The organism is Arthrobacter sp. BPSS-3 (assembly GCF_044628475.1).
Lineage (GTDB): Bacteria > Actinomycetota > Actinomycetes > Actinomycetales > Micrococcaceae > Arthrobacter.
In genome coordinates this window covers 85,672-111,292 of sequence record NZ_JBIMMV010000007.1, presented here as the reverse complement: position 1 = coordinate 111,292, position 25,621 = coordinate 85,672, and the positions used below count along the sequence as shown (strand labels likewise).

Annotated in this window: 25 protein-coding genes; 9 read left to right on the top strand and 16 right to left on the bottom strand. The window is 70.0% G+C overall.

The features are described from left to right. The first annotated feature begins 5 nt into the window (after window positions 1-5). Window positions 6-908, top strand: a complete 903-nt coding sequence (gene sucD, locus ACFVY3_RS12175) for a succinate--CoA ligase subunit alpha (protein ID WP_290258672.1) — start codon at window positions 6-8, stop codon at window positions 906-908. A 92-nt stretch (window positions 909-1,000) separates the two neighbouring features. Here the strand turns inward: sucD and ACFVY3_RS12170 are convergent, their stop codons facing one another. The 4 genes from ACFVY3_RS12170 to ACFVY3_RS12155 form a co-directional block, all read right to left on the bottom strand. After that, window positions 1,001-1,666 carry a GntR family transcriptional regulator gene (locus tag ACFVY3_RS12170; RefSeq protein WP_364138709.1) on the bottom strand — a complete coding sequence of 222 codons (666 nt, stop codon included), beginning with the start codon at window positions 1,664-1,666 and terminating at the stop codon, window positions 1,001-1,003. 114 nt (window positions 1,667-1,780) lie between these two features. Then, window positions 1,781-2,806, bottom strand: a complete 1,026-nt coding sequence (locus ACFVY3_RS12165) for a transketolase family protein (protein WP_400159915.1) — start codon at window positions 2,804-2,806, stop codon at window positions 1,781-1,783. After that, entirely contained in the window at window positions 2,803-3,759 is a 957-nt protein-coding gene (locus ACFVY3_RS12160) for a transketolase (RefSeq protein ID WP_400159914.1), read from the bottom strand. The genes ACFVY3_RS12165 and ACFVY3_RS12160 overlap by 4 nt, the downstream gene beginning before the upstream one ends. A gap of 36 nt (window positions 3,760-3,795) precedes the next feature. Further along, window positions 3,796-5,133 carry an MFS transporter gene (locus ACFVY3_RS12155; protein ID WP_400159913.1) on the bottom strand — a complete coding sequence of 446 codons (1,338 nt, stop codon included), beginning with the start codon at window positions 5,131-5,133 and terminating at the stop codon, window positions 3,796-3,798. 184 nt (window positions 5,134-5,317) lie between these two features. On the opposite strand from ACFVY3_RS12155, the gene ACFVY3_RS12150 reads away from it, so the two are divergent. The 4 genes from ACFVY3_RS12150 to ACFVY3_RS12135 are packed head-to-tail and all read left to right on the top strand — an operon-like array spanning window position 5,318 to window position 9,233. Continuing rightward, window positions 5,318-6,145 carry a sugar phosphate isomerase/epimerase family protein gene (locus ACFVY3_RS12150; RefSeq protein ID WP_400159912.1) on the top strand — a complete coding sequence of 276 codons (828 nt, stop codon included), beginning with the start codon at window positions 5,318-5,320 and terminating at the stop codon, window positions 6,143-6,145. Between the two features lie 26 nt (window positions 6,146-6,171). Beyond that, window positions 6,172-6,945, top strand: coding sequence for an SDR family NAD(P)-dependent oxidoreductase (locus ACFVY3_RS12145; protein WP_400159911.1), 774 nt, complete (start codon window positions 6,172-6,174; stop codon window positions 6,943-6,945). A 48-nt stretch (window positions 6,946-6,993) separates the two neighbouring features. Beyond that, window positions 6,994-8,745 (top strand): dihydroxyacetone kinase family protein, encoded by a 1,752-nt coding sequence (locus tag ACFVY3_RS12140; protein ID WP_400159910.1) that lies wholly within the window; start codon window positions 6,994-6,996, stop codon window positions 8,743-8,745. A 17-nt stretch (window positions 8,746-8,762) separates the two neighbouring features. Beyond that, a complete protein-coding gene (locus ACFVY3_RS12135) occupies window positions 8,763-9,233 on the top strand; it encodes an RpiB/LacA/LacB family sugar-phosphate isomerase (RefSeq protein ID WP_400159909.1) in 471 nt (156 codons plus the stop codon). A 19-nt stretch (window positions 9,234-9,252) separates the two neighbouring features. On the opposite strand, the gene ACFVY3_RS12130 is transcribed toward ACFVY3_RS12135, so the two are convergent. The 3 genes from ACFVY3_RS12130 to ACFVY3_RS12120 form a co-directional block, all read right to left on the bottom strand. After that, on the bottom strand, window positions 9,253-9,735 hold the full coding sequence (locus ACFVY3_RS12130) for an SRPBCC family protein (protein WP_400159908.1): 483 nt from the start codon (window positions 9,733-9,735) through the stop codon (window positions 9,253-9,255). Beyond that, the gene (locus ACFVY3_RS12125; protein WP_364138691.1) at window positions 9,732-10,091 is read right to left on the bottom strand and encodes a metalloregulator ArsR/SmtB family transcription factor; all 360 of its coding nucleotides are present in this window, start codon (window positions 10,089-10,091) and stop codon (window positions 9,732-9,734) included. Before ACFVY3_RS12125 ends, ACFVY3_RS12130 begins: the two co-directional genes overlap by 4 nt. 196 nt (window positions 10,092-10,287) lie before the next feature. Then, window positions 10,288-10,737, bottom strand: coding sequence for a MarR family winged helix-turn-helix transcriptional regulator (locus ACFVY3_RS12120; RefSeq protein ID WP_400159907.1), 450 nt, complete (start codon window positions 10,735-10,737; stop codon window positions 10,288-10,290). A gap of 169 nt (window positions 10,738-10,906) precedes the next feature. On the opposite strand from ACFVY3_RS12120, the gene ACFVY3_RS12115 reads away from it, so the two are divergent. Continuing rightward, window positions 10,907-12,175 carry an MFS transporter gene (locus ACFVY3_RS12115; RefSeq protein WP_400159906.1) on the top strand — a complete coding sequence of 423 codons (1,269 nt, stop codon included), beginning with the start codon at window positions 10,907-10,909 and terminating at the stop codon, window positions 12,173-12,175. Here the strand turns inward: ACFVY3_RS12115 and ACFVY3_RS12110 are convergent. Next, complete coding sequence (locus ACFVY3_RS12110; protein WP_400159905.1) at window positions 12,172-12,948, bottom strand: gamma-glutamyl-gamma-aminobutyrate hydrolase family protein; 777 nt, start codon at window positions 12,946-12,948, stop codon at window positions 12,172-12,174. The two genes, ACFVY3_RS12115 and ACFVY3_RS12110, sit on opposite strands and share 4 nt — an antisense overlap. 73 nt (window positions 12,949-13,021) lie before the next feature. Between ACFVY3_RS12110 and ACFVY3_RS12105 the strand changes: the two genes are divergently transcribed. Together ACFVY3_RS12105 and ACFVY3_RS12100 are read left to right on the top strand one after the other, a co-directional pair. After that, window positions 13,022-13,510 carry a polyketide cyclase / dehydrase and lipid transport gene (locus ACFVY3_RS12105; protein WP_400159904.1) on the top strand — a complete coding sequence of 163 codons (489 nt, stop codon included), beginning with the start codon at window positions 13,022-13,024 and terminating at the stop codon, window positions 13,508-13,510. A 6-nt stretch (window positions 13,511-13,516) separates the two neighbouring features. Beyond that, complete coding sequence (locus ACFVY3_RS12100; protein ID WP_400159903.1) at window positions 13,517-14,650, top strand: LOG family protein; 1,134 nt, start codon at window positions 13,517-13,519, stop codon at window positions 14,648-14,650. Between the two features lie 6 nt (window positions 14,651-14,656). Here ACFVY3_RS12100 and ACFVY3_RS12095 read toward each other — a convergent pair whose 3' ends face one another. The 8 genes from ACFVY3_RS12095 to ACFVY3_RS12060 form a co-directional block, all read right to left on the bottom strand. Next, on the bottom strand, window positions 14,657-15,616 hold the full coding sequence (locus ACFVY3_RS12095; RefSeq protein WP_400159902.1) for a matrixin family metalloprotease: 960 nt from the start codon (window positions 15,614-15,616) through the stop codon (window positions 14,657-14,659). Further along, window positions 15,616-16,701 (bottom strand): VIT1/CCC1 transporter family protein, encoded by a 1,086-nt coding sequence (locus ACFVY3_RS12090; protein ID WP_400159994.1) that lies wholly within the window; start codon window positions 16,699-16,701, stop codon window positions 15,616-15,618. The genes ACFVY3_RS12095 and ACFVY3_RS12090 overlap by 1 nt, the downstream gene beginning before the upstream one ends. A gap of 233 nt (window positions 16,702-16,934) precedes the next feature. Then, window positions 16,935-17,786, bottom strand: coding sequence for an HpcH/HpaI aldolase/citrate lyase family protein (locus tag ACFVY3_RS12085; protein ID WP_400159901.1), 852 nt, complete (start codon window positions 17,784-17,786; stop codon window positions 16,935-16,937). Continuing rightward, entirely contained in the window at window positions 17,771-18,556 is a 786-nt protein-coding gene (hpaH, locus tag ACFVY3_RS12080; RefSeq protein ID WP_290258661.1) for a 2-oxo-hept-4-ene-1,7-dioate hydratase, read from the bottom strand. The genes ACFVY3_RS12085 and hpaH overlap by 16 nt, the downstream gene beginning before the upstream one ends. Window positions 18,557-18,558: 2 nt before the next feature. After that, a complete protein-coding gene (hpaD, locus tag ACFVY3_RS12075) occupies window positions 18,559-19,644 on the bottom strand; it encodes a 3,4-dihydroxyphenylacetate 2,3-dioxygenase (RefSeq protein WP_400159900.1) in 1,086 nt (361 codons plus the stop codon). A gap of 53 nt (window positions 19,645-19,697) precedes the next feature. Next, complete coding sequence (gene hpaE, locus ACFVY3_RS12070; RefSeq protein WP_400159899.1) at window positions 19,698-21,224, bottom strand: 5-carboxymethyl-2-hydroxymuconate semialdehyde dehydrogenase; 1,527 nt, start codon at window positions 21,222-21,224, stop codon at window positions 19,698-19,700. Between the two features lie 32 nt (window positions 21,225-21,256). Further along, on the bottom strand, window positions 21,257-21,937 hold the full coding sequence (locus ACFVY3_RS12065) for a GntR family transcriptional regulator (protein ID WP_400159898.1): 681 nt from the start codon (window positions 21,935-21,937) through the stop codon (window positions 21,257-21,259). Further along, a complete protein-coding gene (locus ACFVY3_RS12060) occupies window positions 21,930-23,408 on the bottom strand; it encodes a fumarylacetoacetate hydrolase family protein (RefSeq protein ID WP_400159897.1) in 1,479 nt (492 codons plus the stop codon). The genes ACFVY3_RS12065 and ACFVY3_RS12060 overlap by 8 nt, the downstream gene beginning before the upstream one ends. Before the next feature lie 250 nt (window positions 23,409-23,658). On the opposite strand from ACFVY3_RS12060, the gene ACFVY3_RS12055 reads away from it, so the two are divergent. Next, on the top strand, window positions 23,659-25,560 hold the full coding sequence (locus ACFVY3_RS12055; protein WP_400159896.1) for an FAD-binding monooxygenase: 1,902 nt from the start codon (window positions 23,659-23,661) through the stop codon (window positions 25,558-25,560). Window positions 25,561-25,621 lie beyond the last annotated feature (61 nt).

Below are 25,621 nucleotides of genomic sequence, written 5' to 3'. Positions count from 1 at the left end.
GCGACATGTCTATCTACCTCAACAAGGACTCCAAGGTCATCGTCCAGGGCATCACCGGCGGCGAAGGCACCAAGCACACCGCCCTGATGCTCAAGGCCGGCACCAACGTCGTCGGCGGCGTCAACGCCCGCAAGGCCGGCACCACCGTCGTCCACGGCGACAAGGAAATCAACGTCTACGGCACCGTCAAGGAAGCCATGGCGGAGACCGGCGCCGACGTCTCCATCGTCTTCGTGCCGCCGGCTTTCACCAAGGACGCCGTCGTCGAGGCCATCGAGGCCGGCATCGGCCTGGTCGTCGTCATCACCGAGGGCGTTCCGGTTCAGGACTCCGCCGAATTCTGGGCCCTGGCCCAGTCCAAGGTGGACGCCAACGGCAAGCAGGTCACCCGCATCATCGGACCGAACTGCCCCGGCATCATCACCCCCGGCGAGGCCCTGGTCGGCATCACCCCGGCCAACATCACCGGCAAGGGCCCGATCGGCCTGGTCTCCAAGTCCGGCACCCTGACCTACCAGATGATGTACGAACTGCGTGACCTGGGCTTCTCCACCGCCATCGGCATCGGCGGGGACCCGGTCATCGGCACCACCCACATCGACGCCCTCGAGGCCTTCGAGGCCGACCCCGAGACCAAGGCGATCGTCATGATCGGCGAAATCGGCGGCGACGCCGAGGAGCGTGCGGCCGACTACATCAAGGCCCACGTCACCAAGCCGGTTGTCGGCTACGTGGCCGGCTTCACCGCCCCCGAGGGCAAGACCATGGGCCACGCAGGCGCCATCGTCTCCGGCTCCGCGGGTACGGCGCAGGCCAAGAAGGAAGCCCTCGAGGCTGCCGGCGTGAAGGTCGGCAAGACGCCGTCCGAGACCGCCAAGCTGCTGCGCGAAGTGTTCGCCGCGCTCTAGGCCACAGCACCACAACGCGGGGCCCACCCCGCCCGTCCGGTTTCGCCGGGCGGGCCGGGGTGGCCCCGCGTTTGTGGTTTAAGCGGCGGGTCCTAGCCGACCAGGTTGTCGGCCGCCTGGTCCATGTGCTCGCGGATGGTTTTCCGGGCCAGCGACGCGTCACCGGTCTCGATGGCGGCGACGATGTCGTGGTGCCGGTCCACGCTCATGTTCCGCACGCCCTTATCCAGGCCGGCGAACATGATGGACATCCGGATGGATCCTTCCAGGGATTCCCAGGTGTGCAGCAGGGTTTCGTTGCCGGTGAGGCGGCAGAGGGTGCGGTGGAAGTCGAGGTCCCGCTCCACCCGGGCCTGCAGCCCTTCCGCCTCGGCGGTGCGCATGGCGTCGACCGCAGTCCGCAGCGCAGCGATCACCTGCTCGCGGTCATGGAGTTCGCAGAGGCTGCGGGCGGCCAGGCTTTCCAGCGCCGCGCGGACGGCGTAGATGTCCCGGATTTCCTTCTCGTCCAGGTGGCGGACGGACAGCCGGCCCCGCGGGCCCGCCGAGAGCAGACCCTCCTGCTCCAGCTGCCGCAGCGCCTCCCGCAACGTTCCGCGGCTGATGTGCAGCATCTCGGAGAGCTCGGTTTCGACCAAATGCCGGCCCGGCTCCAGGTCGCCGCTGGTAATGGCGGTGCGCAGGGAGGACACGGCCTGTTCCCGCAGGCTCTTCTTCTCCAGCCCGAGGAGGGGGAGGGAGGTGGATGCTCCGGTCATGGGGTGGTCCTCTGTGTTAATGGTCGACTGTCTACAGTTGCCTGTGCTCCGATAGTACGACAAGGGGCACGGATCGGGACCTCCCGACTCCGTGCCCCTTGTCCCGGCCGGGTATCAGCCGAGTTCCGCCAGCACCTTGGCAACGATCCGGTCCACCGCGAGGCCGTAGCGCTCGTGCAGGGTGGGCAGCGCGCCGGCGTCGAGGAACTGATCCGGCAGGGCCATCGGAACCACCCGCTTGCCGAGCCCCGCGGTGACGACGGCGGAGGCCACCGTTTCAAACAACCCGCCCACCACCGAGTGGTTCTCCAGCGTCACGGCGAGCCGATCGGTGTTGATTTCCGTGAGGACGGTGGTGGCGTCGAACGGCTTGATCGTCGGGGTATGGACGACGGCGACGTCCACATTGTGCGCCGCCAGCGCCTTCGCCGCCTGCAGCGCCCGCATGGTCATCAGGCCGGAGGAGACGAACACGACGTCGTTGCCGCCGCGCAGCACCTTGGCCTTGCCCAGCTCGAAGGTGTAGCCGTACTCATCCAGCACCGTGGGCACGTTGCCGCGCAGCAACCGCAGGTAGGTGGGCCCGTCCGAGCCGGCCAGCTGCGGGACGGCCTGCTCGATGTCCACCGAATCGCAGGGGTCCACGATGGTCAGGTTCGGCATGCCGCGGAAGATTGCCATGTCCTCGGTGGCCTGGTGGCTGGGGCCGTAGCCGGTGGTCAGGCCCGGCAGGCCGCCGACGATGTTGACGTTCAGGTTCGGTTCGGCCGCGTCGAGGCACAGGAAATCGTAGGCGCGGCGGGCGGCAAACACCGAATACGTCGAGGCGAAGGGGACCAGCCCGGTCTCGGCCAGGCCGGCCGCGGCGCCGAAGAGCAACTGCTCGGCCATGCCCAGCTGGAAGAACCGTTCGGGGAACGCCTGGGCGAAGATGTGCATGTCTGTGTATTTGCCCAGGTCTGCGGTGAGGCCCACGATCCTGTCGTTCTCCTGTGCGGCCTTGACCAGGGCGTGCCCGAACGGGGCGCTGGCGGTCTTCTGGCCCGGGTCGGCGAAGGAGGCGATCATGGCCGAGGTCTTCAGTTTCGGTTTGGCCGTGCCGGCCGCGGACGCCGGGGCGGCAGGGGTGGTGGTGCTCATGCTGACGCTTCTCCTTCGTATCCGGCGGTGAGCTGCTCGCGGCAGATCTGCCATTCGTGTTCCTCGATGCGCATGAAGTGCGCCTTTTCGCGGTTCTCCAGCAGCGGGACTCCGCGGCCCACCTTGGTGTCGCACAGGATGACGGAGGGGCGTCCGACGGCGGCGGCCTGGGCGGCGGCGTTGTCGAACGCCGCCAGCAGCGCGCCGACGTCGTTGCCGTCCACCCGCTGGGTGTACCAGCCGAAGGCTTCCCACTTCTCGGTGACCGGTTCGGTGCGGAGCACCGTGTCGGTCTTGCCGTCCGCCTGCAGGGCGTTGATGTCGACCATGGCCGTGAGGTTGCCCAGCTGGTGGTGGTGCGCCCCCATGGCGGCCTCCCAGGTGGAGCCCTCATCCAGCTCCCCGTCGGAGAGGAAGTTGAAGATCCGGGCGGTGGACCCCTGGTAGCGCAGGCCCAGGGCCATGCCGACGGCGATGGTCAGGCCGTGGCCCAGGGAGCCCCCCGAGATTTCCATCCCCGGGGTGTAGGTGGACATCCCGGACATGGGCAGCCGCGAGTCGTCCGAGCCATAGGTCTCCAGTTCCTCGACCGGGACGACTCCGGCCTCGGCCAGGGCCGCGTAGTGACCGATCGCGTAGTGGCCGGTGGAGAGCAGGAAGCGGTCGCGGGCTTCCCAATGCGGGTCCTCGGGCCGGAACCGGAGCTGGTCGCGGTAGACGGTGGCGAGCATGTCGGCGGCACCGAGGGCCTGGCCGACGTAGCCCTGGCCCTGTACCTCGCCCATCATGAGGGCGTGGTGCCGGATCCGGTAGGCGGCGGCGGCGATCTTCTGCGCCCGCTCGGCGCTCACCGCGGTGGTCGGTGTGTGTCGCTGCGGTGTTTGGCCCTGCTGTGGTTGTCCCTGTTGTGGTTGTCCCGGAGGGACGGCGTCCTGGAGGGTTTCTGTAGGCATTGCTGACTCCGTGGTGGTGTGGTCCGTGCCGGTCATTCAGGCGTTGACGGTGCTGGGGGTGCTTTTGGTGGCCTCGTCGGCCAGTTCGCGTTCCCGCTTGCCCCAGGTTTCGCGGGTGGCTATCGCGGCCCAGAGGCCGATCAGGGCGTAGGCACCGAAGAGCAGCGCGGGACCCATCCAGCCGAAGCTGACGAACAGCAGGGTGGTGATGAACGGGGTGAAGCCGGAGACCATGGCGGAGATCTGGTAGGCCAGGCTGGCACCGGAGGCGCGGGTCTTGGCCTGGAAGAGCTCCGGGAACCAGGCGCCCTGGGCGCCGGCCAGCGAGTTCTGGCACACCGCGTAGGAGATGACGATGGTGAGGATGATGGCGATGAATAGGCCGGTGTTGACCAGCAGGAACATCGGGATCGCGAACAGGGCCGCGAAGGCGGTGGACCAGACGTAGAGCGGGCGGCGGCCGATCCGGTCGGTCAGCGCCGCCCAGGCCTGGGTGGCGAAGATGCCGATGGCCGAGGCAATGCAGAGAGCGATCAGTGTCTGGCTCTTATCCGCCAGGTGCTGGCTGTTGAGGTAAGAAATCATGTACGTGATGGACACGGCGTAGCCGGCGGTCTCGGCGATCCGGAGGCCGATGCCCTTGACGATGTTGCGCCAGTCCGTCCGGATGACCTCCACGATGGGGGCCTTCACGATTGCCCCGCTGTCCTTGACCTCATCGAAGACCGGGGACTCGGGAACCTTGGATCGAATGACCAGGCCCACGGCCACCAGCAGGATGCTGGCCAGGAACGGAATGCGCCAGGCGAGTTCGCCGCCGAGCTGGACGCTGAAGAGGAACGTCAGGTTGGCCAGCAGCAGGCCGACGGGGAAGCCGGCCTGGACGATGCCGGTGTACTTGCCCTTGGCCTTCCACGGCGCGTGCTCGTAGCTCATCAGGATGGCCCCGCCCCACTCGGCGCCAAAGGCCAGGCCCTGGACGATGCGGACGAACACCAGCAGCGCCGGAGCCATCAGCCCCACCGCGGCGTAGGTGGGCAGCAGGCCGATGGCGAAGGTGGCGAGGCCCATCAGGATGAGGGAGGCCACGAGGACGGGTTTGCGGCCGACCTTGTCACCGAGGTGCCCGCCGATGATGCCGCCGAGCGGGCGGGCGGCGAAGCCGACGCCGAGGGTGGCGAAGGAAGCGAGGGTGCCGGTCACCGGATCCGTGCCGGGGAAGAAGGCGGTGCCGAAGTACAGCGCCGCAGCTGTGCCGAAACCGATGAAGTCGTACGTCTCAATCACGGCCCCCACGCCGGATCCGATGGCCACCCGCCGGGCGTCCTTGGTGCCGTGGACCGGGCCTCGCATGCTCAGAGCATCTTTGCTCATGGTGGTTCCCTTTCGAAAAGCGGCTGAAGGAGGTCCGCCGCTGTCGACTGTTAACAAATGATATGGCAAGTGTGACCTTCATCATGGTCACTGTCAACAGTCAACTATGACGGTTGACTGTCGACAGTAGACGGGACTAGAGTGGTGCCCGTCACTACGACAGCCGCACATCAAAGGACCAGCGATGTTCCACACAAGACTCGGATGCTCATCCATCAGCTTCCGGCACCTGAAGCTCGGGCCGGCCCTGGCCACCATGGGGGACCTGGGCTTCGAGGAGATTGACCTGGGCGCCCTGCCCGGCGTTTGCGACCACGTGCCCTACGACCTGGACGCGTCCGCGGTGGCGGCGGTCGCGGCCACGGTCAACGGCTCCGGGCTCCGGACCCGGTCGGTCAACGGGGACATCGGTGACCTGAATGCCCTCCTGAACGCGGCGGGGGAGCGACGGAGGCGCCGGCACCTGGACGCCCTGCTCACCCTCACCGCAGCCGTCGGAGCCACGGCCCTGGTCCTCCCGTGCGGCGCCCTGGGCCACGCACCCATCGGCGGCAGCCTGGACCAGGACCTCGACCTCGTGGCAGCCCGGCTCGCCGGCGCCGCCGAACGGGCCGCCGGGTTCGGCGTCGAACTCTGGACCGAATCCCTGCACTTCCTCCGGCTCTGCTGGAACCTGGACCGGGCCAGCCGGCTGGCTGACCGGCTGGCGGGCTCCGGCGTCGGGATCGTCATGGACTTCAGCCACATCGTCGCCGCGGGCGAGGACCTCGAGGCCTACCTGGACCGGCACCGGGACCGGATCAGCCACGTCCACCTGCGCGACGCCGTGCCGGGCAACATCAACCTCAGTATCGGCAACGGCGACGCTGACTTCGCCGGCGGACTTCGGCGGCTCGCCGCCGACGGGTATGCCGGCCACTTTTCCCTCGAGTTGGAAACCCGGGACGTCACCAACGACGAACGCCCCGCGGCCACCGCCAAGGCGGCCAGCTTCATTACCGACCTCATCTGACCTGCACACACCCAAGGAGCACCACCATGACCACCATCCAGCGCACCGCCGTCCTCACCGGAGCCACCTCCGACCGGGGTATCGGCATCACCACCGCCCGCCGCTACGCCCGGGAGGGCTGGGCGGTGGTGATCCTCGACCTCGACGGCGAGAAGTCGGCCAAGGTCGCCGCCGAGATCGGCAACGACTTCAACGTCCCCGCCTTCGGGCACGAGATCGACGTCGCCAACGAAGCCTCCGTGACCGCCGCGCATTCCGCCGTCGCCGCCGAGGTGGCTGCCGGGAACCTCCCGCCGGTCGGCGCCCTGGCCAATATCGCCGGAATCACCTCGCCGGTTCCGTTCCTGGAGACCACCCTTGAGCTCTGGCACAAGATCATGGACGTCAACGCCACCGGCACCTACCTGGTCACCAAGGCCTTCCTGCCGGACATGATCGCCAACGGCTGGGGCCGGATCGTGAACATGTCCTCCGTCTCCGCCCAGCGCGGCGGCGGCGTCTTCGGGAAGGTGCCCTACTCCGCGGCCAAGGCGGCCATCCTCGGTTTCACCAAGGCCCTGGCCCGCGAGCTCGGCACCACCGGAGTCACCATCAACGCCATTACCCCCGGCGCCGTCGACACCAACATCCGGGTGGGCAGCACCGCGGAGCAGGAAGCGGCCATCAACGCAGGGATCCCGCTGGGCCGCAACGCCAGCACCGAGGAGGTCGCCTCCGTCATCACCTTCCTCTCCTCCGAGGACTCCGCCTACCTCACCGGCACGACCATCGACATCAACGGCGGCAGCCACCTGCACTAGCAGTCCGCCACCTAGCCCACCCGACCACCCGGACGCCGGAGAACCACCATGACGAAAATCTTCAACGACCCCTCAGCATTCGCCGAGGAAGCCCTGACCGGCTTCTGCGACGTCCACGCGGACCTGGTCCGGCCGGTTGCCGGCGGAGCCGTCCGCCGGCGACGCCCGGCGCAGCCGAAGGTCGCCGTCCTCGCCGGCGGCGGCTCGGGCCACTACCCTGCCTTCGCCGGGTTGATCGGCGCGGGTCTGGCCGACGGCGCCGTGGTGGGGAACATCTTTACCTCACCATCCGCCCAGCAGGCCTACTCGGTGGCGAAGGCCGCCGAATCCGGCGCCGGCGTCGTCTTCGCCTACGGCAACTACGCCGGGGACGTGATGAACTTCGGCCTGGCCAGTGACCGCCTGGCCGCCGAGGGGATCGCCGTGGAGAACGTCCTGGTGACGGACGACATTGCCAGTGCCCCCGCGGCGGAGGCGGCTAAGCGCCGGGGCATCGCCGGCGACTTCACCGTCTTCAAGGTGATGGGTGCGGCCGCGGACGCCGGCGCCACCCTGGCCGAGGTGGTCCGCCTGGGCCGCAAGGCGAACGACCTGACGCGGACTATCGGCAGCGCGTTCGGCGGCTGCACCTTCCCGGGTGCAGGGGAGCCGCTGTTCTCCCTTCCCGCAGGCCAGATGGGACTTGGTCTGGGCATCCACGGTGAACCGGGGCTGCACGATACGGACCTGCCGTCGGCCGCGGAGCTGGGCCGGGAACTGGTGGCCCGGGTCCTGGCGGAGAAGCCCGAGGGGGCGGGGGACCGGCTGGCCGTCATCCTCAACGGGCTCGGCTCCACCAAGCACGAGGAGCTCTTTGTGCTCTGGGGTGCCGTCGCGCCGTTGCTCCGCGCCGCGGGGCACACCCTGGTCATGCCGGAGGTCGGCGAGCTGGTTACCAGCCTGGACATGGCCGGGGTATCGCTCACGGTCACCTGGCTGGACCAGGAGCTGGAGCCGCTGTGGACGGCGGCGGCGGAAACGCCGGCGTTCCGCCGTGGTGCGGTGGCGGCCGGGTCCGGGCCTGCCGCCGATGAGGACACGGACGACGCCGGCGCCGGGCCCGCATCGTTTGAGGCAGCCGACGCCTCCCGTGGCTTCGCGGCGTCCTGCATCGAGGCCCTGACGGCGGCCCAATCAACCCTGCATGGGGCCGAGCAACGGCTGGGCCGGATGGACGCCGTCGCCGGCGACGGCGATCACGGCCGCGGCATGGTCCGCGGCATCGACGCCGCCGTTTCCGCCGCCGCCGAGGCCTTCGACCATGGGGCGGGAGCGGGCGACGTCCTCGCCGCCGCCGGCGACGCCTGGGCGGACAAAGCCGGCGGGACCTCCGGGGTGCTCTGGGGCGCGGGCCTGCGCGCCTTCGGCGAGGCGGTGGGAAACACCGCCGCCCCCGACGCCGCCGCCGTCGCATCTGCCGTGACGGCGTTCGCGGACCGCATCGTCCAGCTCGGCAAGGCCGAACCCGGCGACAAGACCATGGTGGACGCGCTCCTGCCGTTCGCCGCCTCCTTCACCCGCGCGGTGGAGGACGGCGCCGACCCGGGCCGGGCCTGGCAGGCGGCGGCCGGCGAAGCGGCCTCGGCGGCGGAGGCTACTGCAGACCTGCTGCCCCTCAAGGGCCGGGCCCGCCCGCTGGCCGGGAAGAGCCTCGGCACCGCGGACCCCGGTGCCACCTCCCTGGCCATGGTCTTCGGCGTCATGGGCCCGCACCTCACCATCAGCACCGCCACCCCCGCCGCTGCGGGAGCCGGACAATGACATCGAAGGAGCACAGCATGGGACTGCGACTGATCGTGGGCGCGGACGAGGCCGGCGTGGACTACAAGGACCGGGTCTTGGAAGACCTGCGCAAGGACCCGCGGGTCAGCGAGGTCATCGACATCGGCGTCCGCCGCGGCGACGACCCCGACGACTTCACCCGGCCCTACCCCTACGTCGGCATCGCCGCCGGCGAAATGATCCGCGACGGCGCCGCCGACCGGGCCATCCTGTTCTGCGGGACAGGCATCGGGGTGGCGATCGCCGCGAACAAGGTCGAGGGAATCCGCGCCACCGCCGCCCACGACTCGTTCTCCGTGGAACGCTCCATTCTGTCCAACGACTGCCAGGTCCTGACCATGGGCCAGCGCGTCGTCGGCATCGAACTCGCGCGCCGGCTGGCCGCCGAGTGGATCGGCTACACCTTCGATCCGTCGTCCGCGTCGGCGGCCAAGGTCCGGGTACTGACCGACTTCGAGTGCTGCTAGGGCGGGTTCGTCCGGCCCCTCAGGCCGTGGCGCCGGCCAGCAGTTCCTCGAGCCGCTCGTAGCCCTCGCTGACGCCGCCTTCCATCCCGGACTGGGCCATGCCGTCCCGGGCCTCCATGCTGGGGTAGACCGCATGGGCGCTGAGCCGGGTGCGGCCGCCGCCGAGATCCGTGAAGGTCATGAATTCGATGCTGACCACGTCCGGGTAGCCGTCGAATTCAAAGGTCTGAATGGCGAACTCGTTCTCCCGGACCGTGTGGAAGACGCCGCTGAAAACGTGCGGGACGCCGTCGTGCCCGGTGTGGGTGTAGCTGTAGCTGCCGCCGGTGTGGAAGTCGTAGTGGTCCACCTCCATGCTCATCCCGCGCGGGCCAAGCCACTGCACGATCAGGGCGGGGTCCTTGTGGGCGCGGAACACGTCCGCCACGGGGAAGTCGAAGTCCCGTTCGAAGTCGATGAAGGGCAACCCTTCCGGGACGCTGAGTTTCAGGGCGTTGCTCATGATGAGTCCTTTGCCTGGGTGCCGCGTGCTGCGGCCTGGGTGTGGAGCGCGGCGTCGAGGCTGCGGAACTGCTCCTCGCGGACCAGCCGGTACTGGTCGATCCATGCGGTGAGTGCCTCCAGCCGCGCGGGGTCCAGGTGGACGGGCCGGCGCTGGGCGTCGCGTGTGCGCGTGACGAGCCCCGCCTGTTCGAGGACCTGGATGTGCTTCGAGACCGCCTGCTTGGTGATCGCGAAGGGTTCCGCCAGTTCATTCACCGTGGCCGGCCCCCGGCTGAGCCGGGCGATGATCCTGCGGCGGACGGGATCGGCCAGCGCCAGGAAGGCGGAGTCGAGCTGGTCGTCGTCGTGGACCATGAAGTGCCCCCTCAAAGCCGGAGGTGCAGCCGCGGTGCGTGGCATGCCATCGAGTGGTCAGCGGGAAGTAGTCAACTCATCGCTTGATCAACCAGGTGGTTGTTTAAAGGTACCGCCGCGGGCGCGCATGCGCCAGACCCGGAGTGGCGGATACCTCGAGCGGGACCGGCTCTCCGGGCCGCTTCCCTCCCCGGACTCAGGCGACGGCGTGCAGCCGGGGGAGGGCATCCACCAGTGGGGCGAGTTCCGGGATGTCCTGCGCCGCCGCCAGGGCGCGCTCCAGTGTGCCGTCGTGGACCGGCCGGGCCTGCTCCAGGAGCGCGATGCCGCTGGCCGTGAGTTCGGTATAGATGCCGCGGCGGTCGTCATCGCAGAGGATCCGGGTCAGCAGGCCCCGGTCCTCCAGCCGGTTTACCAGCCGGGTGGTGGCGCTCGCGCTCAGTGCGGTCGCGCGGGCGAGCTGCTGCATCCGCATGTGCCAGCCGTCCTGGCGGCTGAGTGCGTCCAGAACTGTGTACTCGACGACCGAGAGTTTCGCCTCGGCCTGCAGGGCCCGTTCCAGCTCCGTCTCGATCAGTCCATGCAGGGCCGCGAGGGTGCGCCAGCCTTGTGCGCGGACCTCCACGGCGTCGTCCTTGATGCCCATTCGCGTGCTTCCTTTCCCAATCGGACCGTCCGCGGCACCGTCGAGTGCCCGGCCGACCCAAAGTAGTTGCTTGCGCGCTATAGTTGCGTGTGCAACAATAAATAACGCGTCTGCAACTAATAGCTTACGCGTCCCCCCACTTTCAGTACAGTTTTCGAAGGAGTCATCCATGCCTATCGGCCTGATAGCACTCGCCCTCGGCGGGTTCGGAATCGGACTCACCGAGTTCGTCATCATGGGCCTGCTGCCGCAGGTCGCCGCGGATTTCCACGTCACCGAGGCGGTCGCCGGCTGGCTCATCTCCGGGTACGCGCTCGCCGTCGTCGTGGGGGCGCTGGCCTTGACCGCCGCCGTGACCCGGTTCGAGCGCAAGCCCGTGCTGGCCGCCCTGATGGTGTTGTTCATTGCCGGCAACCTCATCTCCGCCCTCGCACCCGGCTACACCGTCATGATGGTGGGCCGGATCATCGCCGCACTCGCGCACGGTGCCTTCTTCGGCATCGGCGCGGTGGTCGCCGCCAGCATGGTCGCGCCCACCAAGAAGGCCGGCGCCATCGCCATCATGTTCACCGGCCTGACCGCCGCGAACGTCCTGGGCGTCCCCTTCGGCACCATGCTGGGCCAGGCGGCGGGGTGGCGCTCCACCTTCTGGGCCATCACCGTCATCGGGGTCCTGGCACTGGCCGGCATCCTGGCTCTGGTCCCGCGGACCGGTGCCGGCGACACCGGCGCTGGTTCTACCGCAGGCGGTTTGCACGGTGAGCTCCGTGCCTTCCGGTCCGGACAGGTCTGGCTGTCCATCCTGGTCACCATCCTGGGTTACGGCGGCATGTTCGGCGCCTTCACCTACATCGCCTTCACGCTGACCGAGGTCACCGGCTTCTCCGCCGCGACCGTCCCGTGGCTGCTGATCGTCTTCGGCGTGGGACTGTTCATCGGCAACACCATCGGCGGCAAGGCCGCCGACCGGAACGTGGACCGCACCCTGCTGGTGGTGCTCGCTGCCCTCGTCGTGGTGCTCGTGAGCTTCGCCCTCACTGCCGCCAACCAGCCGATGACCATCGCCTCCATGGTGCTGCTGGGCGGCTTCGGCTTCGCCACCGTCCCCGGCCTGCAGATGCGCGTCATGAAGTACGCGGACAGCGCCCCCACGCTGGCCTCGGGCGCCAACATCGGCGCGTTCAACGTCGGCAACGCCCTGGGCGCCTGGCTGGGCGGCTTCACCATCACCGCCGGCCTGGGTTACACCTCCCCGATCTGGGCGGGCGCGGCCACCACGCTGGCCGGGCTCGTGGTGATGGCCGTCGCCGCCGCCGGCGCCGCGAAGCGGGCACGGAACGTCCCCGCGCGGAGCGGGGACACGAAGAGCGACGCCATGAACGACGACGGCGCCGCCGCCGCGGAAACCGCGGAGCCGGTGGCCGCGGGCCGGGGCTAGGCTCCCGCCCGGTCTGCCGGCACCCGATGCCGGCAGACTGCCACGAACGCCGCGAACGGCGCCAGCCGCTCGGCCTCGGGAAGTTCGGCGGCCTCGGGGTGCCATTGCACCGAGGCCACCCAGCGCGCCGGATCCTCCAGTGCCTCCACGGTCCCGTCGTCGGCGAGAGCCGTGACCACCAGGCCGTCGCCCACCCGGGCGACGGCCTGGTGGTGTCCGGAGGCGATCCGGACCCGCTCGGGATTCCAGCCCGCGTACAGGGCGGCGACCTTCGATCCGGCCACGATGTCCACGTCGTGCCAGGCCCACGGCCCGGAATCGTGGTCCGGAGCGCCGGACGGGCCGGCCTCCCGGTGCGGCACCGCGCCCGGGTCCATGTCCTGGACCAGGGTGCCGCCGTAGAGCACGTTCAGCAGCTGGTGGCCCCGGCAGATGCCCAGCAGCGGCACACCGGCCTCCATCGCCGCCCGGGCCACCGCCTGGTCCAGCCGGTCCTGGCCGGCGTTCACGTCGTAGCACGTGCCGCCGTCGGTCTCCCCGTAGAGGACAGGGTCGAGGTCCCCGCCGCCGGGCAGGATGACGCCGTCGAGTCCGCTCACGCCCTCCGCATCGGTCAGGAGCACCGGCTCGCCACCGGCCTCGCGCAGCAGGGCCACGATGTAGTCGAAGAGCTCGTTGGCCTCGCCCACCCTGGGGTCCGGATCGGAGGAACTGCTGAGCCGGACGGGCACCCCGATGCGGGGACCGCCGGCGGAGGAAGACGGAATCTGCATGCCTCATTCTGCACCACGTTCCGGGCCCCGCCGCGGTGCCCGTCCCGCGCGCGCCGGAGGCTAGGATGGCCGGATGAACAACCGGTACCTGATCTCCCGCAGCCGCTTCATCGCCGCCTCACCGGAGGAGATCTTCGAGGTCCTCGCCACGCCCGCGCTGCACAGCGAGATCGACGGTTCGGGCACGGTCAAGGGCGCCCAGCCGCGCGGCCCGGAACGGTTGGGTCCGGGCGCCAGGTTCGGCATGGAGATGAAGATCGGTGTGGACTACAAGATCCTCAACACCATCTGCGAGTTCGAGGAGGGCTGGCGCATCGCGTGGCGGCACTTCTACGGCCACATCTGGCGGTACCTGCTGGAACCGGCCACCGAGGCCGGCGTCCAGGGGACCCTGGTGACCGAACAGTGGGACGCCCGCCCGGTGCGCGGCCGGTTTCTGCTGCGCTTGGCCGGGTACCTGCGCCGGCATCCGGCGAACCTGGAGCAGACCCTGCTCCGGCTGGACCGGTACCTGGCCGCCCGCGCACCCCGGGACGTTCCCGCCCCGGACGCCCGGGCGTAGCGCCGGATGAGCGCCGCCCGCAGCCTGCACCCCAGCCCCCGCACCCTTGAGGTCGAGAGCCTGGAGAGCTTCGACCGGCTGCTGTCCGGCGGCGCCCGGTCCCTGCATGGCTGGCACCTGCAGTCCCTGGACCTGCGCGGCCGGCGCGCGGTGTTGGAGGCCGCCGACGTCCAGGGCGCCGTCTTCCTCGGCTGCACCTTCGACGACGGCGTCGAGGCCATGCTTCGGGCCGGCGGCGCACTGATCTTTCCCCGGCTGGAAAAGGTCCCGTTCGATCCGTACCGCGGAACGCTCTACACCCCGGAGGAGCTCTACGCCGGCATCGCGGACACCCCCTACGAGGACACTCCGGACGCGCGGATCTACCACTGGAGCATCCACTCCGGGCAGCGCCGCCGGCTCGATGCCACGCTGGCCGCCGCCCTCCACGACCACGCGATCGGGGACGCCCTCGACGAGTTCACCCGGTCCGATGTGGTCCGCGGAAAGACCCTGGTGGGGGTGATGGGCGGCCACACGGCCACCCGGGGAGCGGCCGGCTTCACGGAGGCCGCGCTGCTTGGGCGGCTGCTGGCCCGCGCGGGGCGGCTGGTGGCCACGGGCGGCGGACCGGGCGCCATGGAGGCCGCCAACCTGGGCGCCTACCTCAGCGGCGCGGCCGACTCCGACTTCCGGCAGGCGCTGGGGGACTTGGCCGCGGTTCCCGGCTTCCGCCCGTCCGTGTCGGCCTGGGCCCGGGCGGCCGCCGCCGTCGTCGAGCGCCACCCGGACGGGACGCCGTCGCTGGGCGTCCCCACCTGGTTCTACGGCCACGAACCGCCCAACTACTTCGCCACCCACATCGCCAAGTACTTCGCGAACTCCATCCGCGAGGCGGTCCTGCTGGAGCTGTGCAACGGCGGGATCGTCTTCCTGCCAGGCTCCGGCGGCACCATCCAGGAGATCTTCCAGGATGCCTGCGAAAACTACTACGCCGCGCCGGAGACCATCACGCCCATGGTCCTGGTGGGGCGGGAGCACTGGCTGCGACGCTACCCGGCGTGGCCGTTGCTGCAGAGCATCGCCTCGGGCCGGCGGATGGAACGGCGGGTCTTCCTGGTGGACACCGTCGAGGAAGCGCTGGCCGTCCTGGACGCCTGAGCCGGCCTAGAGATCCTTGCGGCAGGGCACCCGGCCGAGTTCATAGAGGCCGTTCAGGTCGCCGGCGGCCAGTCCGTCCGGGGCGCCGATCTCCGGATACATCAACTGGTTTGGGTCGGTGACGTGCTCCAGGCCCATCACGTGGCCCAGCTCGTGCAGGATGACGGCGGTGGCGTAGGCGGACCCGTCGCCGCGCCGCAGCTCCTCGGTGATCTGCGGGGCGTCCAGTTCCAGGCTGCCGGTGACGTAGGTTTTGGGACCGCCCCCGAAGCTGAAGTGCGTGCTGCCGCCGGTGCCGATCACCGGACCGTCGAGCTGGGGTGCCTGCGCCGGCGTCGTCCAGGCGATCAGCAGGGGTGCCCAGTGGTCGCCGTAGGTGTCCTTTTGGTAGGGGGCACGGGTCTGGGACGGCAGTTCGGTGGTGGAGCCGTCGCTGACGAACCTGATCCCGGTCGCGGCGGCGACGGCGGCGATGGCATCCTCCACCAAACGTTCCGCGCCGGCCGGGGCCAGGGCGGCGTTGACCACGTAGTGCAGCGGCCGGCAGGGCGAGTAGCCCACGGGGCCGCCGTCCGGGTTCGTGGCCAGGAACTTGAAGGAGCTGCTGGCCGCCGCGGGTTTTCGGGCCTGGCCGAGGGGCTGGTCCTGTTCCTCGTAGCCGGGCGGCGGGACGGCCATGGCCGTGCCGTCGGCCGGGACCCCGGCCTGCCGGGCGGGGCTGCTGGCCGTGGCGTGTCCGACGGCGCCGGGCCCGGTACCCAGCCCGGTCCCCGGCACGCGTCGGGCGGTGGAGTCGTGGGAGAGCCCCAGCAGCTCGGTCAGCCGGGGATCGTTGTAGACCAGCCCGGCGGTAGCGAAAGCGGCCACCGCGATGAACGCGACGGCCGCCAGGTTCCGGGCCGCCCGGAAGCCGCCGGCGGCACGGCTGTGCCGCGGCGGCCGGTTCCGGGGGCCCGGGTCTTCCACTAGCCGACCACCGCGCCGAAGACCAGGCCCAGCAGGTAGGTGACGGCGGCGGCGCCCAGGCCGATCGCCAGCTGGCGCAGGCCGCGGGTGACCGGGGAGGTGCCGGAGAGCAGGCCCACGACGCCGCCGGTCAGCAGCAGCGCGATGCCCACCAGGCCGGCGGAGACCACCAGGGCGCCGATGCCGGTCATGCCCAGGACGAACGGGATGATCGGGATGATCGCGCCGGAGGCGAAGAAGCAGAAGCTCGAGGCCGCCGCGCCCCAGGCCGTGCCGACGGCCTCGTGCTGGTCCTCGGCCTCGGGCAGTTCCGGCTGGAGCGAGAGGCTCGGATCGCAGTCGCAGTCCAGCAGGCCCATCCGCTCGGCGACGCGGTGCTCGGCGGCCTCCCGGGACATGCCGCGGGCCAGGTAGACGAGGACGAGTTCGTTGTGCTCGATGTCCAGGGATGGCGCAGCGGCGAGGGTGATCTGGGTGGGCCGGGTGGCGGCCAGCAGCTCACGCTGGGAGCGGACGGAAATGAACTCGCCGGCGCCCATGGACAGCGCACCGGCCAGGAGGCCCGCGACGCCGCTGAGCAGCACCACGGAGCTGCCGACGCCGGACGCCGCCATGCCCATGACCAGGGAGAGGTTGCTAACCAGTCCGTCGTTGGCGCCGAACACGGCGGCGCGGAAGCTGCCGGCGAGCCGGTTGCGGCCGCGGGTTGCCAGGCCCCGGACCACCTCCTCGTGGATCTGCTCGTCCGCGACCATGGCCGGGGTTGCGGACGGGTCGTTGGCGTAGGGGGAGCGGCTCTCGGCCCGCTGTGCCAGGGCCAGGACGAACACCGAGCCGAAGTGCCGGGCCAGGAAGCCCAGCAGCTGGCTGCGCAGCGACGCCGGACGCGGCCGGCCGGCGTGCTCGCCGAGCAGCTGCAGCCAGTGCGCCTCGTGCCGGCCCTCGGCCTCGGCCAGGGCCAGCAGGATGGCGCGTTCCTCGCCGCTGCGGTTCTGGGCCAGTTCCCGGTAGACGCGGGCCTCGGCGCGTTCGTCGGCCAGGTACTGGCGCCAGCGCCGGATGTCGGCGGGCTTGTGCTCCGTCATCGACGCTGCCGGGGTGTGGCCGGAGCCGGCCGGCCGGGCGTCGCCGTGGGCGTGGTTTTGGTTGGATGGTGCGTGCTGGGACACGGAAAAACTCCTGGCTGGATGTGGCCTCGTCGGGCCCGGATCAGCTCCCAGCGTACCCCGGTATTCCGCGGATTTTCGGCCGGTATTCCTCACCGAAAAGTTTAGGGCCGCCGTAAAATTTGCGGGCTCCGGCGGCCCCTCCGGCGGCCTCAGTAGCTGGCCGTCCCGCCGCCCGCCGCGGCGCCGTCGTCCGCCCCCGTGTGTTCTCCAGAAGGGCCGTCCACGCAGAACCGGGCGGCGAGCGCCTCGGAACCCCGGGCCAGGAGCGCGACGTCGGCGCCCACCAGGATGAAGGCAGCTCCGGCCGCCCGGTAGCGGTCCGCCGTCGCCGGGCTGAAGGCGTTGACGCCCGTGGGTTTCCCGGCCTCCCGCGCCGCGGCGAGGCAGCGTTCGACGGCGGCGACGACGTCGGGATGTTCCTGCTGTCCCAGCAGCCCCATCGAGGCGGCGAGGTCCGAGGGGCCCAGGAAGATGGCGTCCACACCGTCGACGGCGAGGATGTCCGCCACCGCGTCCACGGCGGCCGTGGACTCGATCTGGACCGTGACGCTGATGGTGTCCCCGGCCCGGGCGAGGTAGTCCGGGACCCGGTTCCAGCGCGCGGCGCGGGCAAGGGCGGAGCCCACCCCGCGGACTCCCTGCGGCGGGTAGCGCGTGGCGGCTACCGCGGCTTCGGCCTCCGCCGCGGAGTTGACCATGGGAATCAGCAGGTTCTGCACGCCCAGGTCCAGGTACTGCTTGATCAGGACGGTGTCGTTGACCGGCGGCCGGACCACGGTGTGGACCGGGTAGCCGTGGACGGCCTGGAGCTGGGCCAGGATCGATTCCAGCCCGTTGGGGCTGTGCTCGGCGTCCACCAGCAGCCAGTCCAGGCCGGACCCGGCGCAGAGTTCGGCGATCAGCGGGCTGCCGGAGCAGACCCACATGCCCGCCAGGGGCCGGACCCCTTCGGCCCGGCGGTGGAGGGCGTCGCGGAAGGTTTCTTCTAGTCGAAACGGCATGTCACGGCTCCCAGCGGTCCGTAGTCGGCGTGGACGGTGTCGCCCCGGTAGACCCAGAGCGGGCGGGTGAAGGACCCGGCCAGGATGATGTCCCCGGCTTCCAGGGCGTCCCCGTGGGCGGCGATTTTGTTCGCCAGCCAGTGCACCCCGTTGGCCGGGTGGTCAAGGACGCCGGCGGCGACGCCGGTTTCCTCGACGGTCTGGTTCTTGTAGAGGATGGCGGAGACCCAGCGGAGGTCGACGTCGCCCGGCTTCACCGGGTTGCCGCCCACCACCATGGCGCCCATCGCGGCGTTGTCCGCGATGGTGTCCACGATGGTCCGTCCCTCCATCTCGATCCGGGAGTCCAGGATCTCCAGTGCCGGCACCACGTATTCGGTGGCCCGCAGCACGTCGAAGAGCGTCACGCCGGGGCCCTTGAGCCCGTCCTTGAGCACAAAGGCGAGCTCCACCTCCACCCGCGGGTGGGTGTACCGGTCCCACGGCACGGAGCAGCCGGTCTCCAGCACCATGTCATCGAAGATCGCCCCGTAGTCCGGTTCGGTGATGCCGGTGGCGGCCTGCATGGCCTTGGAGGTCAGGCCGATCTTCCGGCCTACCAGGGTCCTGCCGGCGTCCTCGTTGCGGCGCCGCCAGAGCCGCTGCACGGCGTAGGAGTCCTCCACCGTCATCTCCGGGTACCGGGCCGTCAGCCGGGGCACCGGGGTGCGGGTCCGGCCGGCGTCGACCAGTTCGTCTGCGATCGCCTCGATCGCCGCCTGCTCCATCATGGTCAGAGCTGCGCGCCGAGCTTGAACCCGGTCCGGTCGCCCTCGGGCGAGCCGTCCTTGCGGGTGTAGGAGAAGCCATCGGCGCCGACCGTGACGGCCATTTCCGAGGCGTCCGTGCGCTCGATGACCGGCTGCGGGTTGCCGTCCAGGTCCAGGACCAGGGACGCCTCGGTGTACCAGGACGGGACCACCGGGTTGCCCCACCAGTCGCGGCGCTGGTTGTCGTGCACATCCCAGGTGATGGTGGGGTTATCCGGGTCGCCGGTGTAGTAGTCCTGGGTGTAGATCTCGATCCGGTGCCCGTCCGGGTCCAGGATGTAGAGGTAGAAGGCGTTGGAGACGCCGTGCCGACCGGGGCCGCGCTCGATCCGGTCGCTGATCCGCAGGGCGCCCATCTTGTCGCAGATCTGGATGATGTTGTGCTTCTCGTGCGTGGCGAACGCGACGTGGTGCATGCGCGGGCCGTTGCCGCCGGTCAGGGCGGTGTCGTGCACGGTCTGCTTGCGGTGCATCCAGGCAGCGTACGTGACGCCGTCGGAGTCCTTGATGTCCTCGGAGACCCGGAAGCCCAGGTCCTCCAGGTACTTGCGGCCGCGGGGGACGTCCGGGGTGACCTGGTTGAAGTGGTCCAGGCGCACCAGTTCGCCGGCGGAGTACAGGTCGTAGCGCTGGGTGAGGCGCTCGACGTGCTCCACCTCGTAGAAGAACTCGTAGGGGAAGCCCAGCGGGTCCTCGACCCGGACGGCGTCGCCGATGCCCTTGGCGAAGCCCTCCTTGCGGCGCTCCACCCGGCAGCCGAGCTCCCGGTAGTAGGCCTCGGCGGCGTCCACCTCGGCGGGGGACTTCACCCGGTAGGCGAAGGCGGCGACGGCGGCCACCGGTCCCTTGCGCAGCACCAGGTTGTGGTGGATGAACTCCTCGAGGGAGCGCAGGTAGATGGCGTTCTCGTCCTCCTCGGTCACGTGCAGGCCGAGCAGGTCCACGTAGAACGCGCGGGATGCCGCGAGGTCGGTGACGACGATTTCCATGTAGGCGCAGCGGACGATGTCCGGCGCCGGGACGGTGGGGGTGGGGATGAAATCGGTCATGGGGGTCTCTCTTCGTTGAAAGTAGGGGGGCAGGTGAGCGCTGGCTGGAAGACTCAGGCGCCGAACTTGGGGGTGTGGACCTTGCCGAGGGTGATGTGGACGGCCTGCTGGTCGGTGTAGAAGTCGATCGAGCGGTAGCCGCCCTCGTGGCCCAGCCCGGAGGCCTTGACGCCGCCGAACGGGGTGCGCAGGTCGCGGACGTTGTGGCTGTTGAGCCACACCATGCCGGCCTCGACGTTCTGTGAGAAGGTGTGCGCGCGGGTCAGGTTCTGGGTCCAGATGTAGGCGGCGAGCCCGTACTTGGTGTTGTTGGCCAGGGCGAGGGCCTCCTCGTCCGTGTCGAACGGGGTGATGGCGACGACGGGGCCGAAGATCTCCTCCTGGAAGATCCGGGCGTCGGGGGCGACGTCGGCGAAGACGGTCGGGGCGATGTAGTTGCTGTTGTCCAGGCCCTGGGGAAGGTTCTCCGGGCGGCCGCCGCCGGCCAGCAGGCGGCCCTCGGTCTTGCCGATCTCGACATAGGAGGCCACCTTCGCGTAGTGCTCGGGGTGGACCAGCGCGCCGACCTCGGTCCGGGGGTCCTGCGGGTCGCCGACGACGATGTTCTTCGCCCGGGCGGCGTACTTCTCGCAGAACTCCTCGTAGACGGGGCGTTCGACCAGGATCCGGGACCCGGCGGTGCAGCGCTCGCCGTTGAGCGAGAAGACGCCGAACAGGGCGGAGTCGATCGCGGCGTCCAGGTCTGCGTCGGCGAAGACGACGCAGGGGGACTTGCCGCCGAGCTCCATCGAGAGGCCCTTGAGGTTCTCCGCCGCGTTCCGGAAGATCGTCTGGCCGGTGGTGGTCTCTCCGGTGAAGGAGATCAGCGGGACGTCCGGGTGCTTGACCAGCGCGTCGCCGGCCTCCTCGCCCAGGCCGTTGACCAGGTTGAAGACGCCGTCCGGGAGGCCGGCGTCCTTGAAGATCGTTGCCCACAGGGAGGCCGAGAGCGGGGTGAACTCGGCCGGCTTGAGCACCACCGTGTTGCCGGTGGCCAGGGCCGGGGCAAGCTTCCAGGACTCGAGCATGAACGGGGTGTTCCACGGGGTGATCAGGCCCGCGACGCCGATGGGCTTGCGGTTGACGTAGTTGATCTGGGCGCCGGGGACCTTCATGGCGTCGTCGAACTGGGCCACGATCAGGTCCGCGAAGAAGCGGAAGTTCTCGGCCGCACGGAGGGCCTGACCCTTGGCCTGGGTGATCGGCAGGCCGGTGTCGAAGGTTTCCAGCTCGGCGAGACGAGCCTCCTGGGCCTCGACGGCGTCGGCGATCCTGTTCAGTACCCGGGCGCGCTCGCGGGGCTTCATCGTCGGCCAGGGTCCGTTGGTGAAGGCCTCCCGGGCGGCGGCGACGGCGAGGTCGATGTCCTCCTTCTGGCCGGCGGCGGCGGTGGCGTAAGTCTGGTTGGAGGCCGGGTCCAGGACGTCGAAGGTCTTCCCGGACACGGAGTCAACGAACCGGCCGTTGATGTAGTGCTGGATGGTGGTGGGAAGGTCTGCCGGAACGTGCCGGGTGACGGTGGTTTCTGCAGGAGTCGTCATCGTTGAGGTCCTATCTGGTGATCGGTGGTCAGTCAGTGGTTGGTCTGGGCGAGGTAGGCGTCCAGGGTGGCGCTGCGGTGCCGGCGGGCAGCCTGCTCGATCTCGTCGGCGTCGGCACCGTCCTCGATCAGCCGCAGCAGCGCCTCGTGCTCCTCGACCGATTCGCTGGCCCGGCCCGGGACGAAGCGGAACGTGGAGGACCGCAGCGCGGCGAGGCGGTTCCAGCCCCGGTGCACCAGGTCCAGGATGTGCGGGTTGGGGCAGTGTTCGAACAGGACGCTATGGAAGTCCTGGTTCAGCCGGGTGAACCGGACGGGGTCGAAGTACTCCAGGCACTCGCGCATCTCGGCGTTGACCGCCCGGGCCCGGGCCACGTCCGCGGCGCCGATCAGGGGAGCGGACAGTGCGGTCGCGGCACCCTCGACGATGCTGAGGGTCTGCATCGTGTAGAGGTACTCGGTGGGGTCGATCCCGGCGACGGTGGCGCCGATGTTCCGCTCGAACGTCACCAGTCCCTCGGCCTCGAGCCGCCGGATCGCCTCCCGGACCGGGACCACGCTGACGCCCAGGTCCTTGGCAATGGCGCCGAGCACCAGCCGGTAGCCGGGGGAGTAGCTGCCGTCCACGATCCTGGCCTTGACCGCGTCGTAGGCCTGCTGGGACTTGCTGGCGGCAGCGGTGGTTCCGGCGCCCGGAGCGGCGGTCTCAGTCACGGGGCTGCTCCGCGTCCCAGGCTTCGTACTTCCCGCGCCAGGCGGCGTCGAGCGGGTAGAGGCCGTCCACGCTGTGCCCCTGGGCCACCATCTCGGCGATGAAGGCCTCCTCGCGTTCCTGGGCGATGGAGTCCTCCGCCAGTTCCGCGGCGAGGGCCGGTGGGATCACCAGGATGCCGTCGGCGTCGGCGACGATGATGTCCCCGGGCTGGACGGTGGTGCCGCCGCACGCGATGGTGATGTCCGTGTCCCAGGGGACGTGTCGGCGGCCCAGGACGGCCGGGTGCGGGTTGGCGAAGTAGGTTGGCATCTCCAGGGCGGCGACGGCGGACAGGTCGCGGACGCCGCCGTCGGTGATGATGGCGGCCGCGCCGCGGACCTGGGCGCGGAGGGCCAGAATATCCCCGACCGTGCCGGTGCCCTTCTCGCCCCGGGCCTCCATGACCAGGATTTCGCCGTCGTTGACCGTGTCAATGGCGCGCTTCTGGGCGTTGAAGCCGCCGCCGTGGGTCTTGAAGAGGTCCTCCCGGTTGGGCACGTAGCGCAGGGTCCGGGCCAGGCCCACGATCCGCTTTCCGGGGCGGGTGGACTGGAGCCCGTCGATGCTGACGTTGTTCAGGCCGCGCTTGCGCAGCTGCGAGGACAGGGTGGCGGTGCAGACGCTCTCGAGTTTCGCCTTCAGCTCGGGGGACAGGGCAGATGCGGTGTTTTCGGCGGTACCGGACTCGGGGAGGCCTGCCGCCGCACGGCAGCCGTACGCCTCCTCGCGTTGGGTGTCGTCGGCCTTGGGCCCGGCGCCGAAGTCGGCGAACGGCGTCGTTCCCTCGGTCACTGTGGTGCGCAGCCGGCCGGTGCTGTGCGCGCCGCCGCTGACTTCGACCTCGACGACGTCGCCGGGCCGGGCCACGGAGGCTCCGGCCGGGGTGCCGGTGAGGATGATGTCACCCTCCTGCAGCGTGAGCAGCTGGGAGAGGTCCGCGACCAGCCGGGCGAAGGGGAAGAGCAGGTCCGCGGTGGTGTCGTCCTGGACCAGCTCGCCGTTGTGCCAGGTGCGGATCCGCAGCCCGGCGGGGTCGATGGCGTCGGCCGGGATCAGGGCCGGGCCCACCGGGGTGAACCCGTCACCGCCCTTGGAACGGACGTTGGAGCCCTTGTCCGCGTAGCGCAGGTCGTAGACGCCGAGGTCGTTGCTGGCGGTCACCGCGGCGACGTAGCTCCAGGCGTCCTCGATGCCGATGCGGCGGGCGTCCTTGCCGATGACCAGGGCCACCTCGCCCTCGAAGCCGAGCAGTTCGCAGCCGGCCGGACGTTCGACGCTTGAGCCGGAGAGGGCCAGGGAGGACGATGGCTTCAGGAAATACGAGGGCTGCTCCGGCGTGCGGCCGCGCTGGGCGGCCCGGCTGGGGTAATTGAGGTGGACCGCAATGACCTTCCGTGCCGCGGCCAGGGTGTGGTCGGTGACCTGTTCCAAGGGCTACTCCTCATCGAGTACGAAATCGTATACGATCACTGTCCCCCTGGGGGCGGGGCTCTGTCAACCCCGTCACCGCGGGATATTTCGGGCCACTTGTAAGCTGCGTCATACCTGCCGTACAGTCGACGAGTAGTCACAAGCGTTCTATTATCGAACGCAAAATTCTATTATCGAACACTCTAGGGTGGGGAGCCGGTGGTCTCCGGCGCCCGAAGCCCAACGCCACACAACGAAGTGAGGACAGCCCGTGCATTTCCACCACCACGGATACGTTTCCGGTGACCCGCGGGTCCAGCCCGCCGCCGGCGTCGGCCTCGACCGTCCCGACGAGCTGCCCGACCGGATGGACGTGCTGATCGTCGGTACCGGCCCCGCCGGCATGCTGGCCGCAGCGCAGCTTGCCCAGTTCCCCGGCGTCAGTACCCGGATCATCGAACGCCGTCCGGGCCGCCTCGCCATCGGCCAGGCCGACGGCATCCAGGCCCGCAGCGTCGAAACGTTCCAGGCCTTCGGCTTCGCCGAGCGGATCATCGCCGAGGCGTACCGGATCACCGAGATGGCGTTCTGGAAGCCGGATCCGGCCGACCCCTCCCGGATCGTCCGCTCCGCCCGCGCCCTGGACGACCCCTCCGGCATCAGCGAATTCCCGCACTTGATCGTCAACCAGGCCCGCGTCCTGGACTACTTCGCCGAGTTCATGGCCAACTCCCCGGCCCGGATGCGGCCGGACTACGGCTGGGACTTCGTCCGCCTGGAGGTGGGGGAGGGCGACTACCCCGTCACCGTCACCCTCACCCGCGCCGCCGGGCCCGACGCCGGCACCGAGCGCACCGTCCGGGCCAAATACGTCGTCGGTGCCGACGGCGCCCGCAGCCGCGTCCGCGACTCGATCGGCTGCACCATGGCCGGGGACAAGGCCAACCACGCCTGGGGTGTCATGGACGTGCTGGCCAACACCGACTTCCCGGACATCCGCACCAAGTGCGCCATCACCTCCGGCTCCGGCGGCAGCATCCTGTTGATTCCGCGCGAGGGAGGACACCTGTTCCGCATGTATGTGGACCTGGGTGTGGTCCCCGAGGGCGACGCCGGCGCCGTCCGGCAGACCAGCATCGAGCAGATCATCGCCAAGGCCAACGCCATCATCCACCCCTACACGCTGGACGTGCGCAACGTCGCCTGGCACAGCGTCTACGAGGTGGGCCACCGGCTCACCGACCGGTTCGACGACGTCGTTCCCGCGGACCGCGGGACCCGCACCCCGCGGGTGTTCATCACCGGCGACGCCTGCCACACCCACAGCGCCAAGGCCGGCCAGGGCATGAATGTCTCCATGCAGGACGGCTTCAACATCGGCTGGAAGCTGGGCCACGTGCTCGAGGGACGCAGCCCGGAGGAGCTGCTGGCGACCTACTCGGCCGAGCGCCAGGTGGTGGCCAAGAACCTCATCGACTTCGATAAGGAATGGTCCACCCTGATGGCCAAGAAGCCGGAGGAGTTCAACAGCCCCTCCGAGCTGGAGGACTTCTACGTCAGCACCGCCGAATTCCCGGCCGGCTTCATGACCCAGTACGCCCCCTCCATCCTGATCGGTGAGCCGGCGCATCAGGACCTCGCCGCCGGGTTCCCGATCGGCAAGCGCTTCAAGTCCGCGCCCGTGGTCCGGGTCTGCGACACCAACCCCCTGCACCTGGGCCACCAGGCCACGGCGGACGGCCGCTGGCGGATCTACGTCTTCGCAGATCCCGCTGTGGCCGGCGCACCCTCGCCCACCACCGACCTGGCGGCCTGGCTGGCGGAGGCCCCGGATTCGCCGCTCGCCGCGACGCCCGAAGGCCTGGACCGGGATGCCTGGTTCGACGTCAAGGTCATCTACCAGCAGCCCCACACGGAGGTGGACATCACCGCCGTCCCGGACGTATTCAAGCCACAGGTGGGCCCCTTCGCGCTGACCTATTTGGAGAAGGTCTACGGCACGGACCCGTCCGCGGACATCTTCGACCTGCGCGGCATCAGCCGGGACGGCGCCGTCGTCGTGGTCCGGCCGGACCAATACGTCGCCACGGTGCTGCCGCTCACGGCGACGGCGGAACTCGCTGCCTTCTTCGCCCCGCTCCTTCCCCGGCAGTCGGCCGTCCAAGTCTCCTGAGGGCGGCGCCAGCCGCGCAGTCCCGCGAATCGCCGCCGGCGCCCCTACGGCGCCGGCGGCG